This window comes from Agrobacterium sp. 22-214-1, from assembly GCF_053522465.1.
This window is the reverse complement of record NZ_JBNWCK010000001.1, coordinates 1,892,097-1,915,605: the sequence shown is the minus strand read 5'-3', so window position 1 is coordinate 1,915,605 and position 23,509 is coordinate 1,892,097. Positions and strand designations below refer to the sequence as shown.

20 protein-coding genes and 1 other RNA gene are annotated in these 23,509 nt (G+C 59.5%); 9 read left to right on the top strand and 12 right to left on the bottom strand.

All coding sequences use genetic code 11. The features are described from left to right. Nucleotides 1-161 precede the first annotated feature (161 nt). Entirely contained in the window at nucleotides 162-1,427 is a 1,266-nt protein-coding gene (locus ACQZ5G_RS09630; protein WP_448737093.1) for a lytic murein transglycosylase, read from the bottom strand. A gap of 38 nt (nucleotides 1,428-1,465) precedes the next feature. Beyond that, nucleotides 1,466-2,071 (bottom strand): recombination mediator RecR, encoded by a 606-nt coding sequence (gene recR, locus ACQZ5G_RS09625; RefSeq protein ID WP_003524309.1) that lies wholly within the window; start codon nucleotides 2,069-2,071, stop codon nucleotides 1,466-1,468. Nucleotides 2,072-2,108: 37 nt separating this feature from the next. Between recR and ACQZ5G_RS09620 the strand changes: the two genes are divergently transcribed. Continuing rightward, nucleotides 2,109-2,744 carry an MOSC domain-containing protein gene (locus tag ACQZ5G_RS09620; protein ID WP_448737094.1) on the top strand — a complete coding sequence of 212 codons (636 nt, stop codon included), beginning with the start codon at nucleotides 2,109-2,111 and terminating at the stop codon, nucleotides 2,742-2,744. Nucleotides 2,745-2,801: 57 nt separating this feature from the next. Here the strand turns inward: ACQZ5G_RS09620 and ACQZ5G_RS09615 are convergent, their stop codons facing one another. From ACQZ5G_RS09615 to ffs, 3 genes are all read right to left on the bottom strand, one after another. Further along, nucleotides 2,802-3,125 (bottom strand): YbaB/EbfC family nucleoid-associated protein, encoded by a 324-nt coding sequence (locus ACQZ5G_RS09615; protein ID WP_003507179.1) that lies wholly within the window; start codon nucleotides 3,123-3,125, stop codon nucleotides 2,802-2,804. Nucleotides 3,126-3,149: 24 nt separating this feature from the next. Continuing rightward, complete coding sequence (locus ACQZ5G_RS09610; protein WP_448737095.1) at nucleotides 3,150-5,024, bottom strand: DNA polymerase III subunit gamma/tau; 1,875 nt, start codon at nucleotides 5,022-5,024, stop codon at nucleotides 3,150-3,152. 79 nt (nucleotides 5,025-5,103) lie between these two features. Further along, an RNA gene (ffs, locus tag ACQZ5G_RS09605) (signal recognition particle sRNA small type) lies at nucleotides 5,104-5,200 on the bottom strand. Between the two features lie 65 nt (nucleotides 5,201-5,265). On the opposite strand from ffs, the gene ACQZ5G_RS09600 reads away from it, so the two are divergent. Both ACQZ5G_RS09600 and nudC read left to right on the top strand, forming a co-directional pair. Then, the gene (locus ACQZ5G_RS09600) at nucleotides 5,266-5,694 is read left to right on the top strand and encodes an HIT domain-containing protein (RefSeq protein WP_065654787.1); all 429 of its coding nucleotides are present in this window, start codon (nucleotides 5,266-5,268) and stop codon (nucleotides 5,692-5,694) included. Beyond that, nucleotides 5,694-6,656 (top strand): NAD(+) diphosphatase, encoded by a 963-nt coding sequence (nudC, locus tag ACQZ5G_RS09595; protein WP_080722940.1) that lies wholly within the window; start codon nucleotides 5,694-5,696, stop codon nucleotides 6,654-6,656. Before ACQZ5G_RS09600 ends, nudC begins: the two co-directional genes overlap by 1 nt. A gap of 15 nt (nucleotides 6,657-6,671) precedes the next feature. On the opposite strand, the gene ACQZ5G_RS09590 is transcribed toward nudC, so the two are convergent. Then, entirely contained in the window at nucleotides 6,672-7,535 is an 864-nt protein-coding gene (locus ACQZ5G_RS09590) for a prephenate dehydratase (RefSeq protein WP_003524315.1), read from the bottom strand. A gap of 11 nt (nucleotides 7,536-7,546) precedes the next feature. Then, nucleotides 7,547-8,302, bottom strand: a complete 756-nt coding sequence (locus ACQZ5G_RS09585) for a 3-deoxy-manno-octulosonate cytidylyltransferase (protein WP_059758939.1) — start codon at nucleotides 8,300-8,302, stop codon at nucleotides 7,547-7,549. Nucleotides 8,303-8,451: 149 nt separating this feature from the next. On the opposite strand from ACQZ5G_RS09585, the gene ACQZ5G_RS09580 reads away from it, so the two are divergent. Then, entirely contained in the window at nucleotides 8,452-9,027 is a 576-nt protein-coding gene (locus tag ACQZ5G_RS09580) for a c-type cytochrome (RefSeq protein ID WP_127756646.1), read from the top strand. 94 nt (nucleotides 9,028-9,121) lie between these two features. Here the strand turns inward: ACQZ5G_RS09580 and ACQZ5G_RS09575 are convergent, their stop codons facing one another. The 3 genes from ACQZ5G_RS09575 to ACQZ5G_RS09565 all read right to left on the bottom strand — a co-directional run bounded on the left by ACQZ5G_RS09575 (nucleotide 9,122) and on the right by ACQZ5G_RS09565 (nucleotide 13,039). Next, a complete protein-coding gene (locus tag ACQZ5G_RS09575) occupies nucleotides 9,122-9,850 on the bottom strand; it encodes a sugar transferase (RefSeq protein WP_003524319.1) in 729 nt (242 codons plus the stop codon). 289 nt (nucleotides 9,851-10,139) lie between these two features. Further along, a complete protein-coding gene (locus ACQZ5G_RS09570; protein ID WP_448737096.1) occupies nucleotides 10,140-12,434 on the bottom strand; it encodes a transglycosylase domain-containing protein in 2,295 nt (764 codons plus the stop codon). Between the two features lie 146 nt (nucleotides 12,435-12,580). Beyond that, nucleotides 12,581-13,039: a YbaK/EbsC family protein gene (locus ACQZ5G_RS09565; protein ID WP_020811679.1), complete on the bottom strand. Its 459-nt coding sequence runs from the start codon at nucleotides 13,037-13,039 to the stop codon at nucleotides 12,581-12,583. Between the two features lie 470 nt (nucleotides 13,040-13,509). Here ACQZ5G_RS09565 and ACQZ5G_RS09560 point away from each other — a divergent pair, with 470 nt between their 5' ends. Further along, nucleotides 13,510-13,719 carry a cold-shock protein gene (locus ACQZ5G_RS09560; protein WP_003492998.1) on the top strand — a complete coding sequence of 70 codons (210 nt, stop codon included), beginning with the start codon at nucleotides 13,510-13,512 and terminating at the stop codon, nucleotides 13,717-13,719. 402 nt (nucleotides 13,720-14,121) lie between these two features. Here ACQZ5G_RS09560 and ACQZ5G_RS09555 read toward each other — a convergent pair whose 3' ends face one another. Both ACQZ5G_RS09555 and ACQZ5G_RS09550 read right to left on the bottom strand, forming a co-directional pair. Continuing rightward, nucleotides 14,122-15,513 carry a dipeptidase gene (locus ACQZ5G_RS09555; RefSeq protein ID WP_448737097.1) on the bottom strand — a complete coding sequence of 464 codons (1,392 nt, stop codon included), beginning with the start codon at nucleotides 15,511-15,513 and terminating at the stop codon, nucleotides 14,122-14,124. A gap of 166 nt (nucleotides 15,514-15,679) precedes the next feature. After that, nucleotides 15,680-16,114 (bottom strand): MarR family winged helix-turn-helix transcriptional regulator, encoded by a 435-nt coding sequence (locus ACQZ5G_RS09550; protein ID WP_448737098.1) that lies wholly within the window; start codon nucleotides 16,112-16,114, stop codon nucleotides 15,680-15,682. A gap of 415 nt (nucleotides 16,115-16,529) precedes the next feature. Between ACQZ5G_RS09550 and polA the strand changes: the two genes are divergently transcribed. The 4 genes from polA (at nucleotide 16,530) to ACQZ5G_RS09530 (ending at nucleotide 23,314) form a co-directional block, all read left to right on the top strand. Continuing rightward, on the top strand, nucleotides 16,530-19,529 hold the full coding sequence (gene polA, locus ACQZ5G_RS09545; RefSeq protein ID WP_448737099.1) for a DNA polymerase I: 3,000 nt from the start codon (nucleotides 16,530-16,532) through the stop codon (nucleotides 19,527-19,529). 266 nt (nucleotides 19,530-19,795) lie between these two features. Further along, on the top strand, nucleotides 19,796-19,981 hold the full coding sequence (rpmF, locus tag ACQZ5G_RS09540) for a 50S ribosomal protein L32 (RefSeq protein WP_003507205.1): 186 nt from the start codon (nucleotides 19,796-19,798) through the stop codon (nucleotides 19,979-19,981). A 187-nt stretch (nucleotides 19,982-20,168) separates the two neighbouring features. After that, nucleotides 20,169-21,971 carry a sensor histidine kinase gene (locus ACQZ5G_RS09535; RefSeq protein ID WP_448737100.1) on the top strand — a complete coding sequence of 601 codons (1,803 nt, stop codon included), beginning with the start codon at nucleotides 20,169-20,171 and terminating at the stop codon, nucleotides 21,969-21,971. Further along, nucleotides 21,968-23,314 carry a sigma-54-dependent transcriptional regulator gene (locus ACQZ5G_RS09530; RefSeq protein ID WP_448737101.1) on the top strand — a complete coding sequence of 449 codons (1,347 nt, stop codon included), beginning with the start codon at nucleotides 21,968-21,970 and terminating at the stop codon, nucleotides 23,312-23,314. Before ACQZ5G_RS09535 ends, ACQZ5G_RS09530 begins: the two co-directional genes overlap by 4 nt. Nucleotides 23,315-23,509 lie beyond the last annotated feature (195 nt).

Sequence of the window (23,509 nt, the reverse complement as noted above, 5' to 3'; positions counted from 1 at the left end):
GGCCAGGTAAAAAGCTATTGGGTCCTTGCCATAACCCTCGACGTCATCCTCGGGCTTGTCCCGAGGATCCAACCACGTATCGTTAAATCAATCGGTTGCAGATGCTCGGGACAAGCCCGAGCATGACGACGGAGAGGTTTTCCGACGTCGCCCGTGACGTGCTATTTCAGCTTAGCCTTCAGGCTTGCATCTGGAAAACACGTCGGTGAGAGCCCGTTCTTGGCCTGCCAGTCGCCGAGCGAACGGCGCGTCTTGAAACCGGCCAGCCCATCTGCCTTGCCGACATCGTAACCCTTGGCCACGAGCGCCTTCTGCATGGCGAGAACATCGGAGCGCAGCATCGATCCAACATTGCCCCATTCACCCTTGAACGGGCCCGCCCCATGGGCGATGCGGTCGGCGAGATTGCCGATGAACAGCGCGTAGAGATCGGAATTATTGTATTCCTTGATGACGTAGAAATTGGGCGTCACCACGAATTCCGGCCCGTGCCGTCCGGCCGGCACCAGCATCATGCCATCGGCGGATAGGTCATTGGACGGGAAAGCTTTTCCGGTAATGCGGGTGATGCCCATTTTCGCCCAGTCGGCCACCGGCCGGGCAAGATCAGGGCCTTCCTGCGCGCAGGAGACATTGGCGGGGATGGAGACTTCGAAACCCCAGTCACGATTACGCTGCCAGCCGCGCTGGGAAAGATAGTTCGCTATGGATGCCAGCGCGTCCGGTACGGAATTCCAGATATCGCGATGGCCGTCGCCATCGAAATCCACGGCATATTTGAGATAGCTCGACGGCATGAATTGCGGCTGGCCGAGCGCGCCGGCCCAGGAGCCCATCATGCGCGAGGCTGCGATATCGCCGCTTTCGACGATCTTCAGCGCATCGATCAGTTCGGTGCGGAACATCTCCTTGCGGGTCGACATATAGGCTTTCGTCGCCAGCACATCGACCACGGAATGCGGCAGTTTCGCCCGACCAAAACCGGATTCGCGGCCCCATATCGCAACGACTATATCACCGGGTACGCCGTATTTCGCCTCGATCCTGCGCAGCGTCGCCGCATGGGTGGCTGCAAGCGAACGGCCGGTGCCGGCCAATCCCTGCAGCCGCTTTTCGGAGAAATAGGCGCCCGGCGAGGAAAATTCCGCCTGACTCTGGCTTTGCTCCTTTGGTGGCTTCTGGCCGGGAATGACAAGGTCGGGCAGGTTCCAGCTGATGGAGAGACCGCTGAGGGTGGCTTCAAGCGTCTTTTGCGAAATGCCGGCCTTGCGGGCTTCCGGCCAGATTTCCTTTTTCAGCCAGGCATTAAATTCAGCGTCATATCGGGCTGCCGCTGCTCCTGTCGGTGCCGATTGCGCCAAGGCCGTCGTTGCTGAAAAAACGGAAAGAAGTGCAGCCAGTGCCTTCGGGGCAAAATGGTTTCGCATTCGGTCTCCTCTTTGAATAACGGGGAGGGAGGGTGGCTTCAGATCGTCGTGCGGGCCCTGAGTGCTGCCGTTAACGTGCCTTCGTCGAGATAATCGAGTTCACCGCCCACCGGTACGCCATGTGCAAGCCGGGTGATCTTGATGTCGAGACCGGAAAGGCGATCGGTGATGTAGTGGGCGGTCGCCTGCCCCTCCACCGTCGCATTCACGGCGATGATAAGCTCGCGGATGCCGCCGGCGCTGACACGGTCGATCAGGCCCTTGATATTCAAATCCTCCGGCCCAACGCCGTCGAGCGGCGAAAGCGTGCCGCCCAGCACGTGATAGGCGGTGTTCATCGCACCCGTCCGCTCCAGCGCCCAAAGATCGGACACGTCTTCCACCACGATGATGACCGACTGGTCGCGCCGGTCGTCGGTGCAGACGGTGCAGGGATCGATTGTATCGACATTGCCGCAGCAGGAGCAGATCTTCACCTTGTCATAGGCCTCGCCCATGGCGTGGCCCAACGGCCCGAGAAGCTGTTCCTTCTTCTTGATGAGATGCAACGCCGCCCGCCGCGCCGAACGGGGGCCAAGCCCCGGCACTTTTGCCAGAAGCTGGATCAGTTTTTCAATTTCAGGACCGGTGACTCGTTTTGCCATGAGCGCTTTCTACTGCATAAATCGGGAAACGGGAATCATGAAGCGCAAAGGGCAGTCCATGAAAATCAGGGCGGTATGCCGGGGCGAGGCAAAAAGCCTGCCGGGAAAGACGATGAAGACGGGCATCTTCAAGCATCCCGTCCACGGCCCGGTCATGGTTGATGCGGAAGGCATCGTCAGCGATGCCGTCTGCAATCGCAAACATCACGGCGGGCCGGATCAGGCGATTTACGTCATGGGGTCCGTCGATCTCGACTTCTGGTCCCGCTCTCTGGGCTTTGTGGTCGAAGCCGGGTTTTTTGGCGAAAACCTTGTTCTTGATGGCGTCGACAGCGCAAAACTCCATGTCGGCGACAGGTTCTTGGCCCACGAAGTCGTGCTGGAGGTAACCGCCGCCCGCATTCCCTGCGCCACTTTGTCGGCCCGCATCGGCGATCCCGATTTCGCACCGCGTTTCCGGCAGGCGGGCCAGCCGGGTTTTTATTGCCGGGTGCTGAAAGGCGGAATGCTTGCCGCCGGGGAGGATATCGCCTTCGAACCCTATCAGGGAACGAAACTGCCTATACCGACCATTCTCCAGCGTTTCCGTCCCATGCAGCTCACCATGGCTGAACGCGCGGCCTATCTCGAAACGCCGCTTGCAAGCCGGTTCCGCGCGATGCTGGAAGCCTAGACCCAGTCTTGCCGTGAGGACGGCGTGCGTCACGCCATCCTCTTAGGTCGGATTATATCAGAACGGGAATTTCATGCCGGGCGGCAGCGGCAGGCCCGCAGTCAGGCCGGCCATCTTTTCCTGCGCCTGTGCTTCGCCCTTTTCCTTGGCGTCCTTGTGGGCCGCGACGATCAGGTCTTCGAGGATTTCCACCTCGTCTTCCTTGAACAGCGAAGGATCGATTTTCAGGCCGCGCATTTCGCCCTTGCCGTTGAGAATGACGGTCACCAGGCCGCCGCCAGCCCTGCCTTCGACTTCAAGGGCGGCGATTTCTTCCTGCACCTTCTCCATCTTGGACTGCATTTCCTTGACCTTGCCCATCATGCCCATGATGTCACGCATGTGCCAAACTCCTGTTCTTTTTGTTTAAAACTCGATGTCGTCGCCGGGAAGGATGTCGCCTTCGCTCGATTCGGCAACCGATGGCGGGGCGATTTCTTCCGCCTCATCCTGTACGGCGGCGCGAATGCGCACGTCGGTGATTTTTGCGCCGGGAAACTGCGCCAGAATGGCGGCCACGTCGGGGTCCTGACGCGCATCGACAAGGCGGGCATCCCGGGCATTGCTTTCGGCTTCAACAAGGGTCGGCTCGCCCTGTTCCTTGCTGAGGCTGACGATCCAGTGGATACCGGTCCATTCCTTGAGCTTCACGCCAAGTTCACCCGGCAAAGAGCCCGGCGCGCCTTCGCCGAGGCGCATATCAAGCCGGCCGGGCTCGAGCCGCACCAGCCGCACGAAGCCGCGCACCTTTGCCCGCATGACGGGATCGCGGTTCTTCTGGCAGAGATCGGCAATATCCTGCACCGAATTGACGGGAACCTTCGGCTCCGGCCGCTCTTCGGTTTTCGGCGCCGCGACCTGCATCTCCTGCGGGCGGCTGTCTGGAACCGCGCGCAGCACGGCGGAGGTCTGCGGTGCCGTCTGGCGCTGGGCGGGAAGATCGACAGGTCTTCCCGCGGCCACGGCCTGTCCTGACGAATAGGCGCGCGCACCGCCGCCATTGCCGCCGCCCGAAGGTCCGCCATTGGCGTAACCGCCGTCGCCGTTCGAAAGCTCAAGCAGGCGCCGGGCAGCATCTTCCGGAGCCGGCAGATTGGCGGCATGCGAAAGCCGGATCAGCACCATTTCGGCCGCACCCGCCGGACGCGAGGCATTTTCCGTTTCCGGAATGCCTTTCAGCAGCATCTGCCAGATGCGCGACAGCGCGGTTACCGCAATCGTCTCGGCAAATTCGGCGCCGCGCACGCGTTCGATCTCGGAAAGCGAGGGGTCTTCCGCCGCGTCAGGCACATATTTCATGCGGGTGACGAGATGGGTGAAATCGGCAAGATCGTTCAATACGACGACAGGGTTTGCACCCGCCTCATATTGCCCGTTGAATTCCGAAAGGGCGGCCGCGACATCGCCTTTGACGACATGCTGAAAGAGATCGACGATACGCGCCCGGTCGGCAAGGCCGAGCATGCCGCGCACCGCTTCGGCTTCAACGCGGCCTCCACCATGCGCAATCGCCTGATCGAGCAGGGAAAGGCCGTCACGCGCGGAGCCTTCGGCTGCGCGGGCGATCATCGAAAGCGCCTGCGGATCGGCCTCGAAACCTTCCTTGCCGGCAATGGCGGTGAACAGGCCGACCAGATCGGCGGCGCTGATGCGACGCAGATCGAAGCGCTGGCAGCGCGACAGAACGGTGATCGGAACCTTGCGGATTTCAGTGGTCGCGAAGATGAATTTCACATGCTCCGGCGGCTCTTCCAACGTCTTCAGAAGACCGTTGAAAGCCTGCGTCGACAGCATGTGCACTTCGTCGATGATATAGACCTTGTAGCGTGCCGAAACCGGGCGATAACGCACCTGTTCGATGATCTCGCGAATATCGTCGATACCAGTATGGGAGGCGGCGTCCATCTCGATCACGTCGACATGCCGGCCTTCCATGATCGCCTGGCAATGTTCACCGGGGATGCGCAGGTCGATGGTCGGCTTGTCGATGGTGTCGGTCTTGTAATTCAGCGCGCGGGCTAGAATGCGGGCCGTGGTCGTCTTGCCCACGCCGCGAACGCCGGTCAGCATATAGGCCTGCGCGATACGGCCGGTCTCGAACGCGTTGGTCAGCGTGCGGACCATCGGCTCCTGGCCGACCATCAGATCGGAAAAATCCTTGGGGCGATATTTGCGCGCCAGTACCCGGTAGCCGGTCCCGACCTGGGATTCGCTTGATGTGGTGGGTACGGTGTCGCTCATTGCCTCGCCAGTTTGTTTTGCCAGTTGTCTTGGGGCGCTGAACTGGCCCGGCGAAAGCTGAGCACGTCTTTTAAAAAAGGTGGGAGGCTGGCACGGCGACCCGTGCCGGGCTCGTTAGGGCTGCTTCCTTCCGGACCTGACCCGGTTGGCGAGTGGCTCGTCCACCACCAACCTCCCGGGGCCACATATCGGCAATATCGAAAGCAAATGCAAGCCAAGCCTTCAAAAAACTGCTATCACAATGAAAACAAACATGGAGGACACCTTGGAGACATTCCGGCTGGACGACAGACTGGCGCGCGACAGCGTGCTTGTGACGCGTTTGGGACTATGTGAACTGCGTTTGCAAAACGACAACCGCTGGCCCTGGCTGGTGCTGGTGCCGCAGCGAGACGGCGTCAGTGAATTGTTCGATCTCACCCCGCTTGATCAGGCCGTGCTGACATTCGAGACCAATCTCGTCGCGTCTGCCTTGAAAGAAATCACCGGAGCCACCAAGATTAATGTCGGTGCTTTGGGCAATATCGTCCGGCAGCTTCATGTCCATATAATCGCCCGCAATGAAGGCGACACCTGCTGGCCGGGTCCCATCTGGGGTCACGGAACGCCTGTGCCCTATGCCGCGGGCGAAAAGGAAAGTTTGATGAAAAAAATCTCCGGCGCGCTCTGATGATTTCCATGAAAATTTTTGAAACCACTGCCCCCCATCCCGAAGCAAGCCTGCTGACAGCCTTTTCCAAGAACGCCCTCGACCGTTTCGCCGAAAAACGGTCGGAAGAGTGCGTTGCCGATGCGCTGAAGGTCGATGGCACCCATATTTTCGCTTTCTCGGGCAACCGGCTTGTCCTGAAGCATGACGAACAGGTCATCGACCCCCTGTTTTCCGCTTATGAGCTGGCCGAATTGCAGCCGGATTTCGACAACGCTGTCCTGCTCGGATATCGCGAAACCGGCGAGCCGAGAATTGCGGTGCCGGTTGCCGTTGCCGAGGATCAGCTCGCGAGCCACTACAAGCTTGCCGACGCCCGTACCCTTTATCGCGATCATCTTCTCGATGAGGAATTGCTGAGCGAGGTTGCCCAGGCCGTCAGCCTTACCCACTGGAACGCCGACAATCGCTTTTGTGGAAAGTGCGGCGGCACTATGGAGCTTCGTATCGGCGGTTACAAGCGTATCTGCGCCGCCTGCAACCACACGATTTTTCCCCGCACGGACCCCGTCGTCATCATGATGACGATCGATATAGAGCGTGATCTGTGCCTGCTTGGCCGCGGTGCCCATTTCGCGCCGGGCATGTATTCGTGCCTTGCCGGTTTTGTGGAGCCGGGCGAAACCATCGAGCAGGCCGTACGCCGCGAAACGCATGAGGAATCCGGCGTCGAAATCGGCCGCGTGCGTTACCACGCGTCGCAGCCCTGGCCGATGCCGCATACGCTGATGATCGGCTGTTATGCCGAGGCACTGTCTTTCGATATTGCCCGCGATGAGATCGAACTGGAGGATTGCCGCTGGTTCACGCGGGCGGAAGTCGCAAAAATGCTGGAGACGGCAACGGGTGAGGGCTTTTCCGCGCCTCCCGGTGGCGCCATCGCGCATCGGCTGATGCGCGACTGGGTGGAATGGACGAAATAATCGCGTTCGGCAGGCTCAACCCTGGTTGAGCTTGCCGCGCATCGCATGGCCCTTGTAGACGCCGAGAATGCGGACTTTTTCGGAGAAGAAGCGCAGCTCGTCCAGCGCATGCCGCACCGGCTCGTCATCGGGATGGCCTTCGATATCGGCATAAAACTGCGTCGCCACGAATTTGCCGCCAAGCTGGTAGCTTTCGAGCTTCGTCATGTTGATGCCGTTGGTCGCAAAGCCGCCCATGGCCTTGTAGAGCGCGGCCGGAATATTGCGGACGTTGAAGACAAAGGTGGTGACGACGATTTCGTCGCTAGACTGACGCTTGGCCCAGTTTTCATCGCGGGAAAGCACAACGAAACGCGTGACGTTGTTTTCCGAATCCTCGACGTTTTCAGCGAGAATATCGAGGCCGTAGAGATTGGCGGCAAGGCGCGGCGCAAGTGCCGCCATGCTGCGGTCGCCCTTTTCGGACACGAGCCTTGCGGAGCCTGCCGTATCGCCGGCGATGACGGGCTTCCAGCCGTTCGAACGGATGATTTTCCGGCACTGGCCAAGCGCGTGAATGTGGCTGTGGACGGTGCGGATTTCATCCTTCTTTACGCCCGGCATCACCATCAACTGGAAGCGGATCGGCATGAAATATTCGCCGATGATGTGCAGGCGCGATTCCGGCAGCAGGTGATGAATATCCGCAACGCGGCCGGCCAGTGTGTTCTCGATCGGGATCATGCCGAGATCGGCTTCGCCGTTTTCAATGGCGTTGAAGGCATCCTCGAATGTCGGGCACGGCAAAGGCTCCATATCCGGGAACATGTCGCGGCAGGCCATATCGGAATTCGCGCCGAATTCGCCCTGGAAGGCAATGCGATTTGTGCTCAAGGTCATGGGACTGTCCGTTAGAGGGTTCTGCTTGCGAGAATTTTGCGGGCTTTTTCCAGATCGTGCGGCGTGTCGACGCCGAGCGGCACGGAACTGACGATTTCGGCGTCGATGCGCATGCCGGCTTCCAGCGCGCGCAGCTGTTCCAGCCGCTCGCGTTTTTCAAGCGGCGAGGGCGGCAGGCTCACGAATGTCTCCAGCGCGGCGCGCCGGTAGGTATAAAGTCCGATGTGATGATAAAGCGGGCCATCGCCATAAGGGGCGGTGGTGCGGGTAAAATAAAGTGCGCGCAATCGCGACTCGGAAAGTGGGCTGCCCACCACTTTCACCACGTTCGGATTGGTTTTTTCTTCCTCGTCGGTGATTTCGACCGTCAGTGTCGCAATATCGACGGCGGCATTTTCCAGTGGACGCAGCGAAGCGCGGATCGTCTCCGCTTCGATGGTCGGAAGATCGCCCTGGACATTGATGACATATTCCGCCTTGCCATAGGGGTCGGCCTTTTGCAGCGCTTCGAAAATGCGGTCCGAGCCGGATTGGTGGTCGTCGCGTGTCATCATCACGTCGAAACCGGCATTTTTGACGGCCGAAAACACCTGTTCGTCATCGACGGCCACAACGATTCGCTCTGCGCCGGCCTCGCGTGCGCGCAGCGCCACCTGCACGATCATCGGCTTGCCGCCGATGTCGGCGAGCGGCTTGCCCGGCAGGCGCGTGGATGCCATCCGCGCCGGTATGAGGACGACAGCTTTCTCGAAATCCCGATTCTTCATCCGACACCCTTCAAATCCCGCCCGAAAAGTGTCAAAACGTCACGGTGTGGGGAGCATTATTCAAGTTGCGCAGGCTGTGCAAAAGCCATAGCTTTCGAGCAATTTCAAGATGCCCGTTATATCAAGCGGATGCGAGGGAGCGCATATAGATGAATTCTTATGTAAATATGGGCGTTGGGGCGTTGCTTGGCACGGTTTTCGTCCTGATGTCGGTGTCGATTGCGTCTGAGGGCATTTTCCATGCGCCCGCGCCCGAAAAGGAAGGTTACGCAATTGCTGCGGCAGAGGGTGGCGGCGAAGCCGGTGGCGGAGAAGCCGCTGCCGCGGCGACGCCGATCGCACAATTGCTTGCCAGCGCCGATGCCGCCAAGGGTGAGACGGTCTTCAAGAAGTGTACGAGCTGTCATACCGGAGAGAGTGGTGGTGCAAACAAGGTCGGCCCCAATCTCTTCGATATCGTCAACCGGCCGATCGCCAGCCATGAAGGTTTCAGCTACTCCGCAGGGATGAAGGATTTCTCCAAGGGTGGTTCCGTGCATTGGGATTACGATCATCTCAGCTTCTTCCTCGAAGCTCCCAAGAAGCACGTTCCCGGCACGGCCATGGGCTTTGCGGGCGTGAAGAAGGAAACGGAACGCGCCGATCTCATCGCCTATCTGCGGACACTGTCGGCAAACCCGGCACCGCTTCCGGATCCCGCTGCGGCTCCCGCGCCGACAAACTGATCGTTACGATGGTTTCATGAAAAAAGCCCGGCATCGCTGCCGGGCTTTTTATTTTGCAGCCCCGGATTGCGGCTGCGGCAATGGCGCCTGAAAATCAGAACCCCTTGCCGCCGCGCAATTCGGAAATCACCGTTCCGACCATGATCTTGATATCCAGCCAGAGCGAAAAATTGTCGACGTAATAAAGATCGGAGACGATTCGGGCGCGCGCCTTGTCGCTGCGATCCGTCGGGCCGCGCAATCCCCGCATCTGGGCAAGGCCGGTAATGCCCGGCCGCACGCGGTGCCGCATATGGTAGTGCGGCACCAGCTCCTCATAAAGACGGCCGGCCGCCAGCATGCCGATGGCATGGCAGCGGGGCCCGACCAGCGACATATCGCCTTTCAGCACATTCAGAAGCTGCGGCAGTTCATCGATGTTCGTGCGGCGAAGAACCGCGCCGATCCGGGTTATTCTGGGGTCGTTCTTCACCGTCTGCGCCACGCCGGTGGCGTCGCAAAGATCGGTCCTCATGGAGCGAAATTTATAGACACGGATTTTCCGCCCGTTCATGCCCCAGCGGACCTGCGAAAACAGGACCGGTCCCTTGCTGTCGAGTTTGACCATCACTGCCACGGTGAGCAGCACCGGCGCGAGTGCGACAAGGGCGATGGACGCCCCTGCGATGTCAATCGTTCTTTTGAGCGCGAACTGGCCGCGCAGGAATGCGGAGACGGTTTTTTCCGAAGAGGAAGGTTGCGTTTCCGGCGATTCGAAAGTGGTGGCTGCGGAATAGGAGGCACCGTAAAAAACGGCATGCGATGAGCCTTTAGTACCCAGCATAATATAAAGCCCTGAAAAGTTATTTTGATAGAAGAAAATTAATTATATGAACGATTAATAATTCATTTACCGTAAAAAGTCATCCGAAATGTAACCGCCCCGGCGCAAATGGCAATCTACGGTTAATGCGACTGCACGCGGATGTTGCAGGGCCGACATCCTTTCCGCTCGTAGGTGCGGAGACGCCCTGTCCCATGGAACCAAAACCTGCAAAATCGGGAATTTTCGTGCAGCGCTGTCGAAGTCGTCAGAAGCCCTGAGACCAGCGCCTGCCGCTCGCTCTAAGCCGTTAGTTTCCCATCAGAATATCGAGCAGGGTCGTCTGCTTCGGTCCGGATGGCGCCTGACCGCCGATATCGGCGGGTGGTACAGGCCCGTTGCCGGCTGAATAGCCGGGTTCGATATCGCGGGAAGGGATATTTGCCGGCGGCATCGGTGCACCGGGCTGATTCGGATTCGGCGCAACGGGGGCTTCGGGATAGGCGCGCGTATCCACCGTTCCACCGCCGAGCGCATTGGAAATGATATCGCCGATGGAGGAGGGCGCGCTTTCCGGCGCCGGCTGCTGCATTTCCCCAAGCGGCGGCACGCCGCCTGCGCCAAGCCCGAAGAGCGGTGAGGGCGAAAGCCCCGAATGGGCGGCGGTCATGAAATCTTTCCAGGCCTTTGCGGGAAGCCCGCCGCCGGTGACCTTCTTCATCGACGTGCCGTCGTCATTGCCGAACCACACCCCGGTGGTCAGGTTGCTTGTGTAGCCGACAAAAAGGGCGTCGCGGAAGGATTGCGTCGTACCGGATTTTCCTGCCGCCTGCCAGCCCTGCAGCCGTGCCGCCTTGCCGGTGCCTTCGGTGATGACGCGCGACAGCATGCTGTTCATGGTTGCGGCTATCTCTTCGCTCAGGACGCGCGGCGGGTTGTCGTATTTGTTTTCGTAAAGCACCTTGCCATCCGCATCGGTGATGCGTTTGACGATATGCGGCGTCGCCTTGTAGCCGCCGTTCATGAAGGGGGCGTAGGAGGCCGTCAGCTCCATCAGTGATACTTCCGAGGTGCCGAGCGCGATGGAGGCATTGTTCTGCAGCTCGGATTCGATACCCATGCGATGCGCCACCTGGGTCACACGATCCGGACCCACTTCCATCACCAGCTGCGCGGCAATGGTGTTCAGCGAATTGGCGAGCGCGGTGGCGAGTGTCACTTCGCCTCGATATTTCTTCTCGTAATTTTCCGGGGTCCAGCTGCCGATACGAACAGGCGCGTCGTTGCGGATGGTATAGGGAGTAAGCCCCGATTCGAGTGCGGCGACGTAAACGAAGGGCTTGAATGCGGAGCCGGGTTGCCGTTTTGCCTTGGCGGCGCGGTTGAACTGGCTTTCGGCATAATCCGCCCCGCCCACCACGGCCCGGATCGCGCCCGTGCCATCGATGGAAACCAGCGCCGCCTGCGAAGCGCCCTGCTTCTTGCCGTCGCCTTGCAGCACGTGGGTCAGCGCCTTTTCGGCGTCGCGCTCGAGATTGGGGTCGATGGTCGTGTCGACGACGATGTCCTGCTTGACCTCGCCGACGAGGTTGCGCACTTCCTCCAGCACCATATCGGCGGCGTAATGTTCGGCGCCAGACCAGAAACGTTTCGCCTTGGTCGGCGGCTGCGACATGGCGGTCTTGATTTCATCGTCGGTGATGAAGCCGACATCGCGCATGGATTGCAGCACGACCTGCGCCCGTTCTTCCGCCGCCTGCGGATCGCGCGCCGGCGAAAGGCGCGAGGGCGCTTTAAGAAGTCCGGCCAGCATGGCCGCCTCGCCCAGATTGACGTCGCGCGCGGATTTGTTGAAGTAGCGCCGCGAGGCCGCCTCGACACCATAGGCGTTGGAGCCGAAATAGACGCGATTGAGATACATCGCGAGAATCTGGTCCTTGGTGAACTTATGCTCCAGCCAGAAGGACAGCAGCACTTCCTGAACCTTGCGTTCCAGCGTGCGATCCGGCGAGAGGAACAGGTTTTTCGCGAGCTGCTGCGTCAGCGTCGAGCCGCCCTGCACGGTTCGCCCCGTCACCACATTCGTGACGATGGCGCGTCCGAGACCGAGCGGATCGACCCCGAAATGCGAATAAAACCGCCGGTCCTCAATGGCCATGACGGCCTGCGGAATATAGGGCGACATATCTTCCAGCGCGAGCGCCTCGCCGCCGGTGGTGCCGCGATTGGCGAGCACGCTGCCATTCACCGAAACGATCTTCACATTCGGCGGGCGTTCGGGAATGGACCAGCTGCTGGCGCTCGGCATGCGCGCGCCGTAATAGAGAACGAGACCTGCAACACCGATGCCGCCCCAGATGCCGAGTACGATGCACCAATAGACGAGGGAGCGAATGAAGCCCGTCGCGCCGTGGCCGGAGCCGCGGGTGCGCTTTTCTTTTTTTCTGGATTTGGTGCGGCCGGATGTCGGCTTCGGTTTTCTGGCTTGCTGCTTTGTGGTTCCGCTGATGCGTTCGCTGGCGTCGAGACGCAGGTCATCACCGGATTCGTGGAAATCCCCGAAAGAGGGTTCTACCCGTTCGCGTGATTTACCCTTGCCTGCCATCCAGCCGAAGTCGCTCCTATTCGCGAAACCGCGCGCATCCCGTTCGGGTTTAAGGCTTCTATGCCTGCGCGATCCTTAATCCAGGATGAAGAGTTTAAATGCGGCGATTTAAGGCGGGGTTAAGTCCTGGCCGGATCAAATCGGCGTCATTGGCAGACGTCGACCCATTCCGCATCCGTCAGCTCGGCCATCGCCTCCGGCGAAATCTTCACCGCCGCATTGGTGGCGCCGGCCGCGGGAACCACCTCATGATAGTTTTTCAGCGAGACGTCGCAAAACACCGGAAGCGGGGAGGGCAGGCCGAAAGGGCACACGCCGCCGATGGGATGGCTGGTCACCGCAACCACCTCTTCCGGTCCGAGCATGCGCGGCTTTGCGCCGAAATGATCGCGGAATTTGCGGTTGTCGAGCCGCTTCGTGCCGGCGGCGACGACGAGAAGAATGGTTTCACCCGCCTTCAGGCAAATGGTTTTCGCAATCTGGTCGGGGTCGACACCATGCGCTTCGGCGGCCAGCGCAACCGTCGCCGAACTCGTTTCCGTTTCGATCACGGCAACCTCGGGCGACTTTTCGGTGAAAAAGGCTCTGACGGATTCGATAGACATGCGTATTTATTAGGCGTTACGCGGAGAAGCTTCAAGTCACCTCGAAACAGCTATGCATTATGCGCAATGCTGCGCTGCGATGAAACGTCTGTTTTTTAAGCGGCGATCCTGTATCTTCAAATCATCGAAGCGACGCACTCCTCCTCCCAGCGTCGCCCGATTGGACTGACAATACTCCTCCTCCCAATTGTCAGTCAGTTTCAAGAACCCGGCGCACCTCCTCCCGCGCCGGGTTTTTGCTTTTTGGCGTTCCTGTTGTCTGGCTCCCTGCTGAACCCTGACCAGATGGTCGTGTTCAAAGAAACTTGACTTTCAGCCCCTTCCAACCTAGGTACTTCGCCATCGATATTTGTTTGACGACCAGAGCTTCGGCGTCTTTTTAGACGCTCACGACGATCTTTTCCTTCAAATTCGACCCAAGTCCGCACTGCTCGCAGTGCAAATACAATTGCCAACGGAAGGAAATCGTTATGGCGACTGGTACAGTAAAGTGGTTCAACGCAACCAAGGGCTACGGCTTCATTCAGCCTGACGACGGTTCGCAGGACGTATTCGTTCACATCTCCGCTGTTGAGCGTGCTGGTCTGACCGCCCTCAACGACGGCCAGAAGCTCTCCTACGAGCTGATGCAGGATCGTCGCTCGGGCAAGATGTCCGCAGGCAACCTCGTTGCTGCCTGATAAGCGCTTTGGCCCGAAAGGGTCATTCGCATGAATGGAAAGGCCGGATTTTTCCGGCCTTTTTCTTTTGCAGGAAGGGGCTGGACCGGTTGCCCTTGAAAAAGCCGGGTCACATACCAATATAGGGTTCAACAGTGCTCCGGACCGGAACTGCCGGGAATGGCGCTTTTAAAAGTGCCGCTGCTGTTGTGTTAACCAAAGATTAACCAAAGCAGCCGATCCTGAGCCGGAAAGCAGCGTCGATATCCTTGACGCGCTCTGGAGCATCAGGCCGTTTGAACGCTTTGACCACGGATGTACTGGCATTGACGGAAAACGGATGGAAAGGTCGGGCTCGCCCGGCCTTTTTGTTTTATGTGCCGAGGAGGTGCCGAATATTCGGCGCCTCCTCTTTTTTCTGGATTATTTCGCCGCGAGTGCGTCGAGAATACGGACCCAGGAGCGAATGCCCTTGTGGAAGGACTGCAGGTCGTATTTTTCATTCGGCGAATGAATACGGTCATCGGTAAGTCCGAAGCCGACAAGCAGCGAATCCATCCCCAGCATCTTCTGGAAATCGCCGACGATAGGGATCGAGCCTCCCATGCCGATGACGACGGCAGGTTTCGGCCACTCCTCCGAAAGCGCGTTTTTGGCTTTGGTCAGCACGGGCGAGTCGTAGGACAGCTGGATGGCGGGTGAGCCGCCATGTTCGTGGAACTCCACGGAGCAGTCGGCGGGAATCTTCGAGCGCACATAGGCCCGGAAGCTTTCGCGAATGGCCGCAGGGTCCTGTTCGCCGACAAGGCGGAAAGACACCTTGGCGGAGGCCTTGGCGGCGATCACGGTCTTGAAACCATCGCCGGTATAGCCGCCGATAATGCCGTTGACTTCCGCCGTCGGCCGCGCCCAGGTCTGCTCCAGCACGGAGCGACCCTTTTCGCCCGAGGGAACCGAAAGGCCGACTTCGCCGAGGAAGGCTTCGGCCGTGCGGCCCAGCGTTTCCCAGGAGGCCTTGATGTTGGCCGGGGTTTCTTCCACGCCGTCATAAAAGCCTGAAAGAGTTACCCGGCCGGTCTCGTCATGCAGACCGGCGAGAATATCGGTGAGGATATGGATGGGGTTTGCCGCCGCCCCACCGAACAGACCGGAATGCAGATCGCGGTCGGCCGCGGTGATGACGACTTCCTCGCCGACCAAGCCGCGAAGGGCTGCGGCAATGGCGGGTGTATCCCTGTCCCACATGCCGGTATCGCAGACCAGCGCATAATCGGCCTTCAGTTCTTTCGCATTGGCTTCGAGGAAAGGCTTCAGCGACGGCGAGCCGGATTCTTCTTCGCCTTCAAAGAGAATGGTGACGCGCACCGGCAGGCCGCCATTGACAGCCTTGTACGCCCGGCAGGCCTCTACGAAGGTCATCAGCTGGCCCTTGTCGTCTGCCGTTCCGCGTCCGGTAATCACCTGCCGGCCGGCGCCGATATCCTTGACGGCGGGTTCGAACGGATCGTTTTCCCAAAGCTCGAGCGGATCGACTGGCTGGACGTCATAATGGCCGTAGAAAAGCACATGCGGCGCGTCCTTGGTGGCCGCATCGTGATGCGCCACGACCATGGGGTGGCCGGCGGTATCGCGCACGGAGGCCGCAAAGCCGAGCGCTGAAAGCGTTCTGACCAGCCACTCCGCCGCCTTGCGGCATTCCGCCTTGTAAGCGGGGTCCGTCGAAATCGACGGAATGCGTACGAGCTCGAACAGTCGCTCAAGGCTGGAGGTGAGATTATCGTCGGCGGTGGAAAGAATGGGGGAAACGTCTGTCATCGCTGATCCTGTCATGTCTGTCGTGACCCGGCGATAAGACGAAACATCCGGGCATCGCGCATCGCGGGAAATAAGGGGGCCGGCGCGTCGTGAATCGGCAAACGCGCGGCCGCCGGAACGATAGAGCAGTTCAGGGAAAGTGCGAAGCGGTTTCGGGCTGTAAATGCTATTTCGCTTTTTTGGCGCTTTCGATCGCCCGGCGCATATATTCCAGCAGAAGCTGTCTCTCGAAACGCCGGAAATCCTTGAGCAGCGCGTCTTCGGTGGCTTCGGAGGCGGCAATGGCGTTGGCTTCCAGATCCCTGCCGCGCTGGGTCAGTTCGATGATCTGGGCACGGCGGTCGCTGGGATGGGATTTGCGGACGATCAGCCCGTCGCGTTCCATGCGCGAGAGCGTATTGGCGAGCGTCGCCTGTTCGACATCGATTCTATCGAGCAATTGTCTCTGGGTCAGGCCGTCCTCATGCCAGAGTTCGATGAGGATGGGGAATTGTCCGGGCGAGAAACCCAGGGCGGCGACTCTTTTCTGCAGCGCCATGGTGAATTCGCGCGCCATTTTCGAAGCGAGATAGATTGCCGATTCGTCCCGGGAAAAACCCATTTTTCCGCCCATAAAGCATCACGGCCGGCTCAGCCCGGCAATTCGATAGCGCGATATATATCGCATGATATGTTTAAGCCAGCCCGAAACGGCGCATAAAATAAAACCGCCATGGCCGGGAGGGGTCGGCCATGGCGGTCATATTGGAGGACAAAGGCCCGGAGAGGGGGAAAGGCCTTTGTCCGGTCTGACGCGGCGGGGGACGAGCCAGCTATCAGACTACGGCGTGATCAGGCGCCGTCCCTTATGAAATGTGTCTGCAAATGCGGCTTTTCAAGGGAAGGGCGGATTACAAATCGGTAACGTTCAGGTGAATTTTGCAGGCCTGTGCTACCGCCTCATTGCCCGCTCTTTACGGTGCGTTGTGCGAAGTTTCGGTAGACGTCAAAACGGCCCCGCGCTATCCATGCTACCCATGAAAAAAGGCGATCATCTCTTCCTCGTTGACGGTTCCGGTTTCATTTTCCGGGCCTTCCATGCAATCCCGCCGCTGAACCGCAAGTCGGACGGGCTGCCGGTCAACGCCGTCTCCGGCTTCTGCAACATGTTGTGGAAGCTGCTGAAGGATGCGCGCAATACCGATGTCGGCGTGACGCCGACCCATTTTGCGGTGATTTTCGACTATTCATCGAAGACCTTCCGCAACGAGCTTTATGATCTCTACAAGGCCAACCGCACCGCGCCGCCGGAGGATCTGGTGCCGCAATTCGGCCTGATCCGTGAAGCGACACGCGCCTTCAACCTTCCCTGCATCGAGACAGAAGGCTTCGAGGCGGACGATATCATCGCCACCTATGCCCGGCAGGCCGAGGCGATCGGCGCCGATGTCACGATCATCTCCTCCGACAAGGATCTGATGCAGCTCGTCACGGCCAATGTACACATGTACGACGCCATGAAGGACAAGCAGATCGGCATTCCGGACGTTGTCGAGAAGTGGGGCGTAGGCCCCGAAAAGATGATCGACCTGCAGGCGATGACCGGCGACTCGACCGATAATGTTCCGGGCATTCCGGGTATCGGGCCCAAGACAGCGGCGCAATTGCTGGAGGAATACGGCGATCTCGATACGCTGCTGGCGCGGGCAGGCGAAATCAAGCAGCAGAAGCGTCGGGAAAATATCATCGCCAATGCGGAGCTTGCCCGTCTTTCCAGACAGCTCGTGGCGCTCAGAACCGATGTACCGCTGGATCAGTCTCTCGAAGCGCTGGTGCTCGAACCGCAGAATGGGCCGAAACTGATCGCCTTCCTGAAGGCGATGGAGTTCACGACGCTGACACGCCGGGTTGCCGAGGCGACCGAAACCGACGCTTCCGCCATCGACCCTGCCAATGTGCCGGTACAATGGGGTGCCGATGCCCATGGTCCCGATCTCGATGCGCCGGCCGCTGCCGTGAACGCCGGCGAAGTGGCCACTAACGCCGCTGGCGCTTCGGCTTCGCCTGCCGCTCCGGCAAGGAAAGTAACGGGGGAGGGCAGCGCGCCCGCTGATCTCGCCACAGCGCGACAGGCGCTTTTTTCCGCGGCCAAGATCGATACCACCGCCTATCTGACGATCAGGGACCTTGCGACGCTCGACCGCTGGATCGCGGCGGCCCGGGAGACAGGCGTCGTCGCCTTCGATACGGAAACGACCTCGCTCGACCCTATGCAGGCGGAACTTGTCGGTTTTTCTCTGGCCATTGCCGACAACGGCAAGGATGCCACGGGCACCGATATCCGGGCCGCCTATGTTCCTTTGACGCACAAGACCGGTTCCGGCGGCGATCTCTTCAGCGATGGCATCAAACTGGCCGAAGGGCAGGTGCCCTTTGTCGAGGCGCTGGAGCGTCTGAAGGACCTGCTCGAGGACGAGGCCGTTCTGAAGGTCGCGCAGAACCTGAAATATGACTATCTGCTGATGAAGCGCCACGGCGTCGTCATGCAGAGCTTCGACGACACGATGCTGATTTCTTATGTCCTCGAGGCCGGCAAGGCCACGCATGGCATGGATTCGCTGTCCGAGCGCTGGCTCGGCCACACGCCGATCGCCTATAAGGACGTGGCGGGATCGGGTAAGTCGAGCGTCACCTTCGATTTTGTCGATATCGACAAGGCGACCGCTTATGCTGCGGAAGATGCCGATGTGACCCTGCGGCTCTGGATGGCGCTGAAGCCGAGGCTTGTCTCGGAACGGCTGACCAAGGTTTACGAGCGGCTGGAGCGCCCCCTCGTGCCGGTTCTGGCGCATATGGAAGAGCGCGGCATCACCGTCGACCGGCAGATTCTCTCGCGTCTTTCCGGCGAACTCGCCCAGAAGGCTGCATCCTTCGAAGAGGAAATCTACGAGCTGGCTGGCGAGCGCTTCAACATCGGATCGCCAAAGCAGCTCGGCGATATCCTGTTTGGCAAGATGGGCCTGCCGGGCGGCTCCAAAACCAAGACCGGGCAATGGTCGACATCGGCGCAGGTTCTCGAAGATCTCGCAGCGGAAGGCGCCGAACTGCCGCGCAAGATCGTCGACTGGCGGCAGCTGACGAAGCTGAAATCGACCTATACGGATGCGCTGCCCGGATATATCCATCCCGAGACGAAACGGGTGCATACGTCCTATGCGCTCGCCTCCACCACCACCGGACGCCTGTCTTCCTCGGAGCCGAACCTTCAGAACATCCCGGTCCGCACCGCCGAAGGCCGCAAGATCCGCACGGCTTTCATCTCCACGCCCGGTCACAAGCTTCTGTCGGCCGATTACAGCCAGATCGAACTGCGCGTGCTGGCCCATGTTGCCGATATTCCGCAGCTCCGCAACGCCTTCGAAAACGGCATCGACATTCATGCCATGACGGCATCGGAAATGTTCGGCGTGCCGGTGGAAGGCATGCCGTCGGAAGTGCGCCGCCGCGCCAAGGCCATCAACTTCGGTATCATCTACGGCATTTCCGCCTTTGGTCTCGCTAACCAGCTCAGCATCGCCCGCTCCGAAGCCGGCGACTATATCAAGAAATATTTCGAGCGCTTTCCCGGCATTCGCGACTACATGGAGGCAACCAAAGCCTTCGCCCGCGAAAACGGTTATGTCGAAACGATTTTCGGCCGCCGCGCCCATTATCCGGAAATCCGCTCTTCCAACCCTTCGGTAAAAGCCTTCAACGAGCGCGCGGCCATCAACGCGCCGATCCAGGGCTCGGCCGCCGATATCATCCGCCGGGCGATGGTTCGTATCGAGCCTGCGCTGGAGGCGGAAAAGCTTTCCGCCCGCATGCTTTTGCAGGTGCACGACGAACTTATCTTCGAAGTCGAGGAAGCGGAAATCGAAAAGACCTTGCCGGTCGTCGTCTCCGTCATGGAAAACGCGGCCATGCCGGCGATTTCCATGAAGGTGCCGCTGAAAGTGGATGCGCGCGCGGCCGACAATTGGGATGAGGCGCACTGACTGGCGAGCCGGCTTTCTGTGAATTCCGGGACATGAACCACTTCAACGAGCGTGTCGTTTTCGATAAGAGATGAGCGGTGATTTGTGATGCATGAGGGTAGCTCGCCGCGCTGATTCCGTTGAATCGGAAAAAATGCGCGTCAGGGCTGGTCAAAGCCCGTTTGGGCATGTATAAGCGCGCCAAATTTCCGATATCGAGACATCCGACATTCGGCCTTTGGTTCTGGCCGGTTCCGTTGTTTCGCCGCTTAAGTGGAGTAACAAAAATGGCTGTACCAAAAAGAAAAACAAGCCCGTCCAAGCGCGGTATGCGCCGCTCGGCTGACGGTCTCAAGTCTGCGACCTACGTTGAAGACAAGAACTCCGGCGAACTGCGCCGTCCGCACCATATCGATCTGAAGACCGGTATGTATCGCGGCCGTCAGGTTCTGACGCCGAAGGAAAGCGCATAAGCTTTTCTGAAATCATCTTTGCAAAAAACCGGTCCTCGTGGCCGGTTTTTTGTTTTCAGGATCGCCCACCTGCCTTTTCCGCTCACTTGGAAAATTCGGCCACTCCTCCTACACTCTTTCAGGGAGAGCAGGTTTCGATGCCTGCAACAGGAGGGGAGCTTCGGTGAAATATCGCTGGATTTTATTGATGCTTTTCAGCCTCGGTCTCGGTTACGGCGCCGTGACGAGAGGTGGCGGCATCATCGCGGAAAGCTATTTCGGCGAAATGTCCGAGCAGGGCCGCACGACGCTGCGGCTGGCCGTCTCTGCTCTCGGCGGGCTTTTGAACCGTTACGAGCCGCTGCCGGCCCTGATTGCCGATCACGACGATATTGAGGAACTGGTCGCACATCCCAAGGATGCCGAACTGCGCCAGCGCGCCAATATCTACCTCAAATCCATCAACACCCTGCTGGAATCCTCCGATATCTACATCATCACGCTGGACGGGGAGACGATCGCCGCCAGCAACTATGATGGTCCAACGAGTTTCGTCGGTGAGAATTTCAGCTACCGTCCCTATTTTCAGGATGCCGCCAAAGGCTTCCAGTCACGCTTCTTCGCGCTTGGCACCACCTCCCATAAGCGTGGCTATTATTTTTCAGCGCCCATTCTCTTCAACGAGGAGATCAAGGGCGTCATCGTCTTCAAGGTCGATATTGAAGGCATAGAAGCGTCATTCGGCGATGGCGAGAACCGAATTCTGGTATCTGACCCGGAAGGCATCATCTTCATGACCGGAACGCCGCAATGGCTTTATTCCGGCCTCATGCCGCTGACGCCCGAAAGGCTGGCGCGAACGGAGACTTCCCGCCGCTACGCCAATGCCACCCTTAAGGAATTGCCCCTGAAAAACGGCAATTTCGGTTCGCATCAGCTGATGACGATCAGCCAGGATGACGGTGAAAGGGAATATATGGTCCTGTCGCAGCCGATGCCGGACGCGGGCTGGACAGTCAGCGTGCTGATGGACACGGGTTCGCTCCGAACGCAGGTGAAGACGGCGATGATAGCCATCATCCTCTGCCTGTGTCTTGCCGCCGCCCTGATCGCCGCCATGCTGCAAAGGCGTCGTCGTCTGCGGGAGCGCCTGACCCATCAGGCGGAGGCGCAGGCGGAACTGGAACGCCGGGTGGAGGAGCGCACGGCCGATCTGGCGCGGGTCAATCAGGAGATCGAGCACGAAATCGCCGAACGCCGCCAGACGGAAAAACAATTGCGCAAGATGCAGAACGATCTGGTGCAGGCGGGCAAGCTCGCGGCGCTCGGGCAGATGTCGGCGGCGTTGTCGCATGAGTTCAACCAGCCGCTCGCAGCCGCCAAGAACTACGCCGAAAACGCCTCGCTTCTCGTGGAGCGGGGGCGGCTGGAGGAGGTGACGGAAAACCTCAGGCGCATTTCGGGCCTTATCGACCGCATGGCCTCCATCAGCAAGCATCTCAGGAATTTCGCCCGCAAGCCCAATGAAAAAATGGCCGCGGTAAGTCTGGAAGCTGTCCTTCGCGATACGCTCGAAATCGTCGGTGCGCGCCTGAAGGCCGCCGATGCGGTGCTGGATGTGGATCTCGGCCGGGTGCCGCTTGCCGTGAAGGCCGGCCCGGTGCGGCTGCAGCAGGTGCTCGTTAACATCATCTCCAATGCTGCCGATGCGGTGGAGGGGCGCGAGGATCGCCGCATTGCGCTGCGGGCCTTGCAGCATGGCCAGTCGGTGTCGATTTTCATTCGTGATCGCGGTCCGGGCGTGCCGGCGGCGATTTCAGAACGCATTTTCGATCCCTTCTTCACCACCAAAGGCGTGGGACGCGGCCTCGGTCTTGGCCTGTCCATCTCCTATAACATCATCAAGGATTTTGGCGGCCAGCTCCGCGTCAGGAACCATGAAGATGGCGGGGCGGAGTTCGAGATCGAATTGCCAGCCGCCGCCTGGCGCGTGGAGGCGGCTGCAGAATGACCATGTCGCGGGTTCTGTTGATCGATGATGAGGAAGAGCTGCGCTTTTCCACCGCGCAGGCGCTGGAGCTTTCCGGTTTTGCCGTCACCATGCTCGCAAGCGCAGAACATGCACTCGAACTCATCGGCTACAGCTTCGACGGTGTCGTGGTCAGCGACATCAGGATGCCGGGCATGGATGGCATGACGCTGCTGCAGAAGGTGCGGGAGCTCGATCCTGAAATACCTGTCATCCTGATGACGGGCCATGGCGATGTGCAGCTCGCGGTCAACGCCATGCGCAATGGCGCCTATGATTTCATCGAAAAGCCGTTTACGCCGCAATATCTCGCCGGCATCATCAAAAGGGCGAACGATCGGCGGGCGCTGGTACTGGAAAACCGCCGCCTCAAGGCGGTAGCGGGCAAGCATGACGATCTCGAAACACGTCTGCCCGGCAGAACCCAGATCATGGTCGATCTGCGGTATCGTATCCGCGCCATCGGCGCGACGGACGCCGATACGCTGATCGTCGGTGACACGGGCGCGGGCAAGGAGGTCGTGGCGCGGGCGCTTCACGATATCAGCGCCAGAGCCAACCGGCCCTTCGTGGCGATCAATTGCGCCGCCCTTCCGCAGACACTGATTGAAAGTGAACTATTCGGCCATGAGGCCGGTGCGTTTCCCGGAGCGCTGCGCCCACGCTACGGCAAGTTCGAACATGCTCGCGGCGGCACCATATTGCTGGATGAGATCGGCTCCATGCCCTTCGAATTGCAGGGCCGATTCCTGCGTGTCCTGCAGGAAAGGGTGATTACCCGTCTCGGCTCGAATGAAACGGTCGAACTCGATGTCCGTTTCATCGCCACCAGCAAGGTCGATCTGGAACATGAAGTCGCGGCTGGCCGGTTCCGTGCCGATCTTCTTTATCGGCTCAACGTGGCGACACTTCTCGTGCCATCGCTCTCGCAGCGCAGCGCAGATATACCGCTACTTTTCCTGCATCTCGTGCGGGAAGCCGCCGCCCGCTACGGGCGGGAAGACATGGAGGTGCCGCAAAGTCTGCTTTCGGCCGTCTCCCTGCGCGAGTGGCCGGGCAATGTGCGTGAATTGCGCAATGCCGCGGACCGCTTCGTTCTCGGTCTGGAAAGCGATGTTTCCGAGGCCTCGCTGTCGTTTCAGGATGACGGAAAAGCGGCCCTTTCCGCACGGGTCGCGGCTTATGAAAAACGCCTGATCGCACATGCAATCGCCGCACATGGCGGAAACCTGAAATCCGTCTATGAGAATCTCGGCATTTCGCGCAAAACGCTCTACGAGAAAATGCAGAAATACGGGCTGCACCGGCACATGACCGAGGTCTGATGGGTGGATTTCCACCCATGGATGAGCCCCTATGGGTAGAAATCCACCCATTGCCGTCCGGGATAACAATAAAAGCGCACCTCACAACAAGACCGCCATTGCTGAACGGTGATCCCGGATCGCAAATATCTCACCCCGGTCGCCATGGAGGAGCATGCGCGGCTGAAGTGGCGAAACATTTTCATCCGGGAGGAA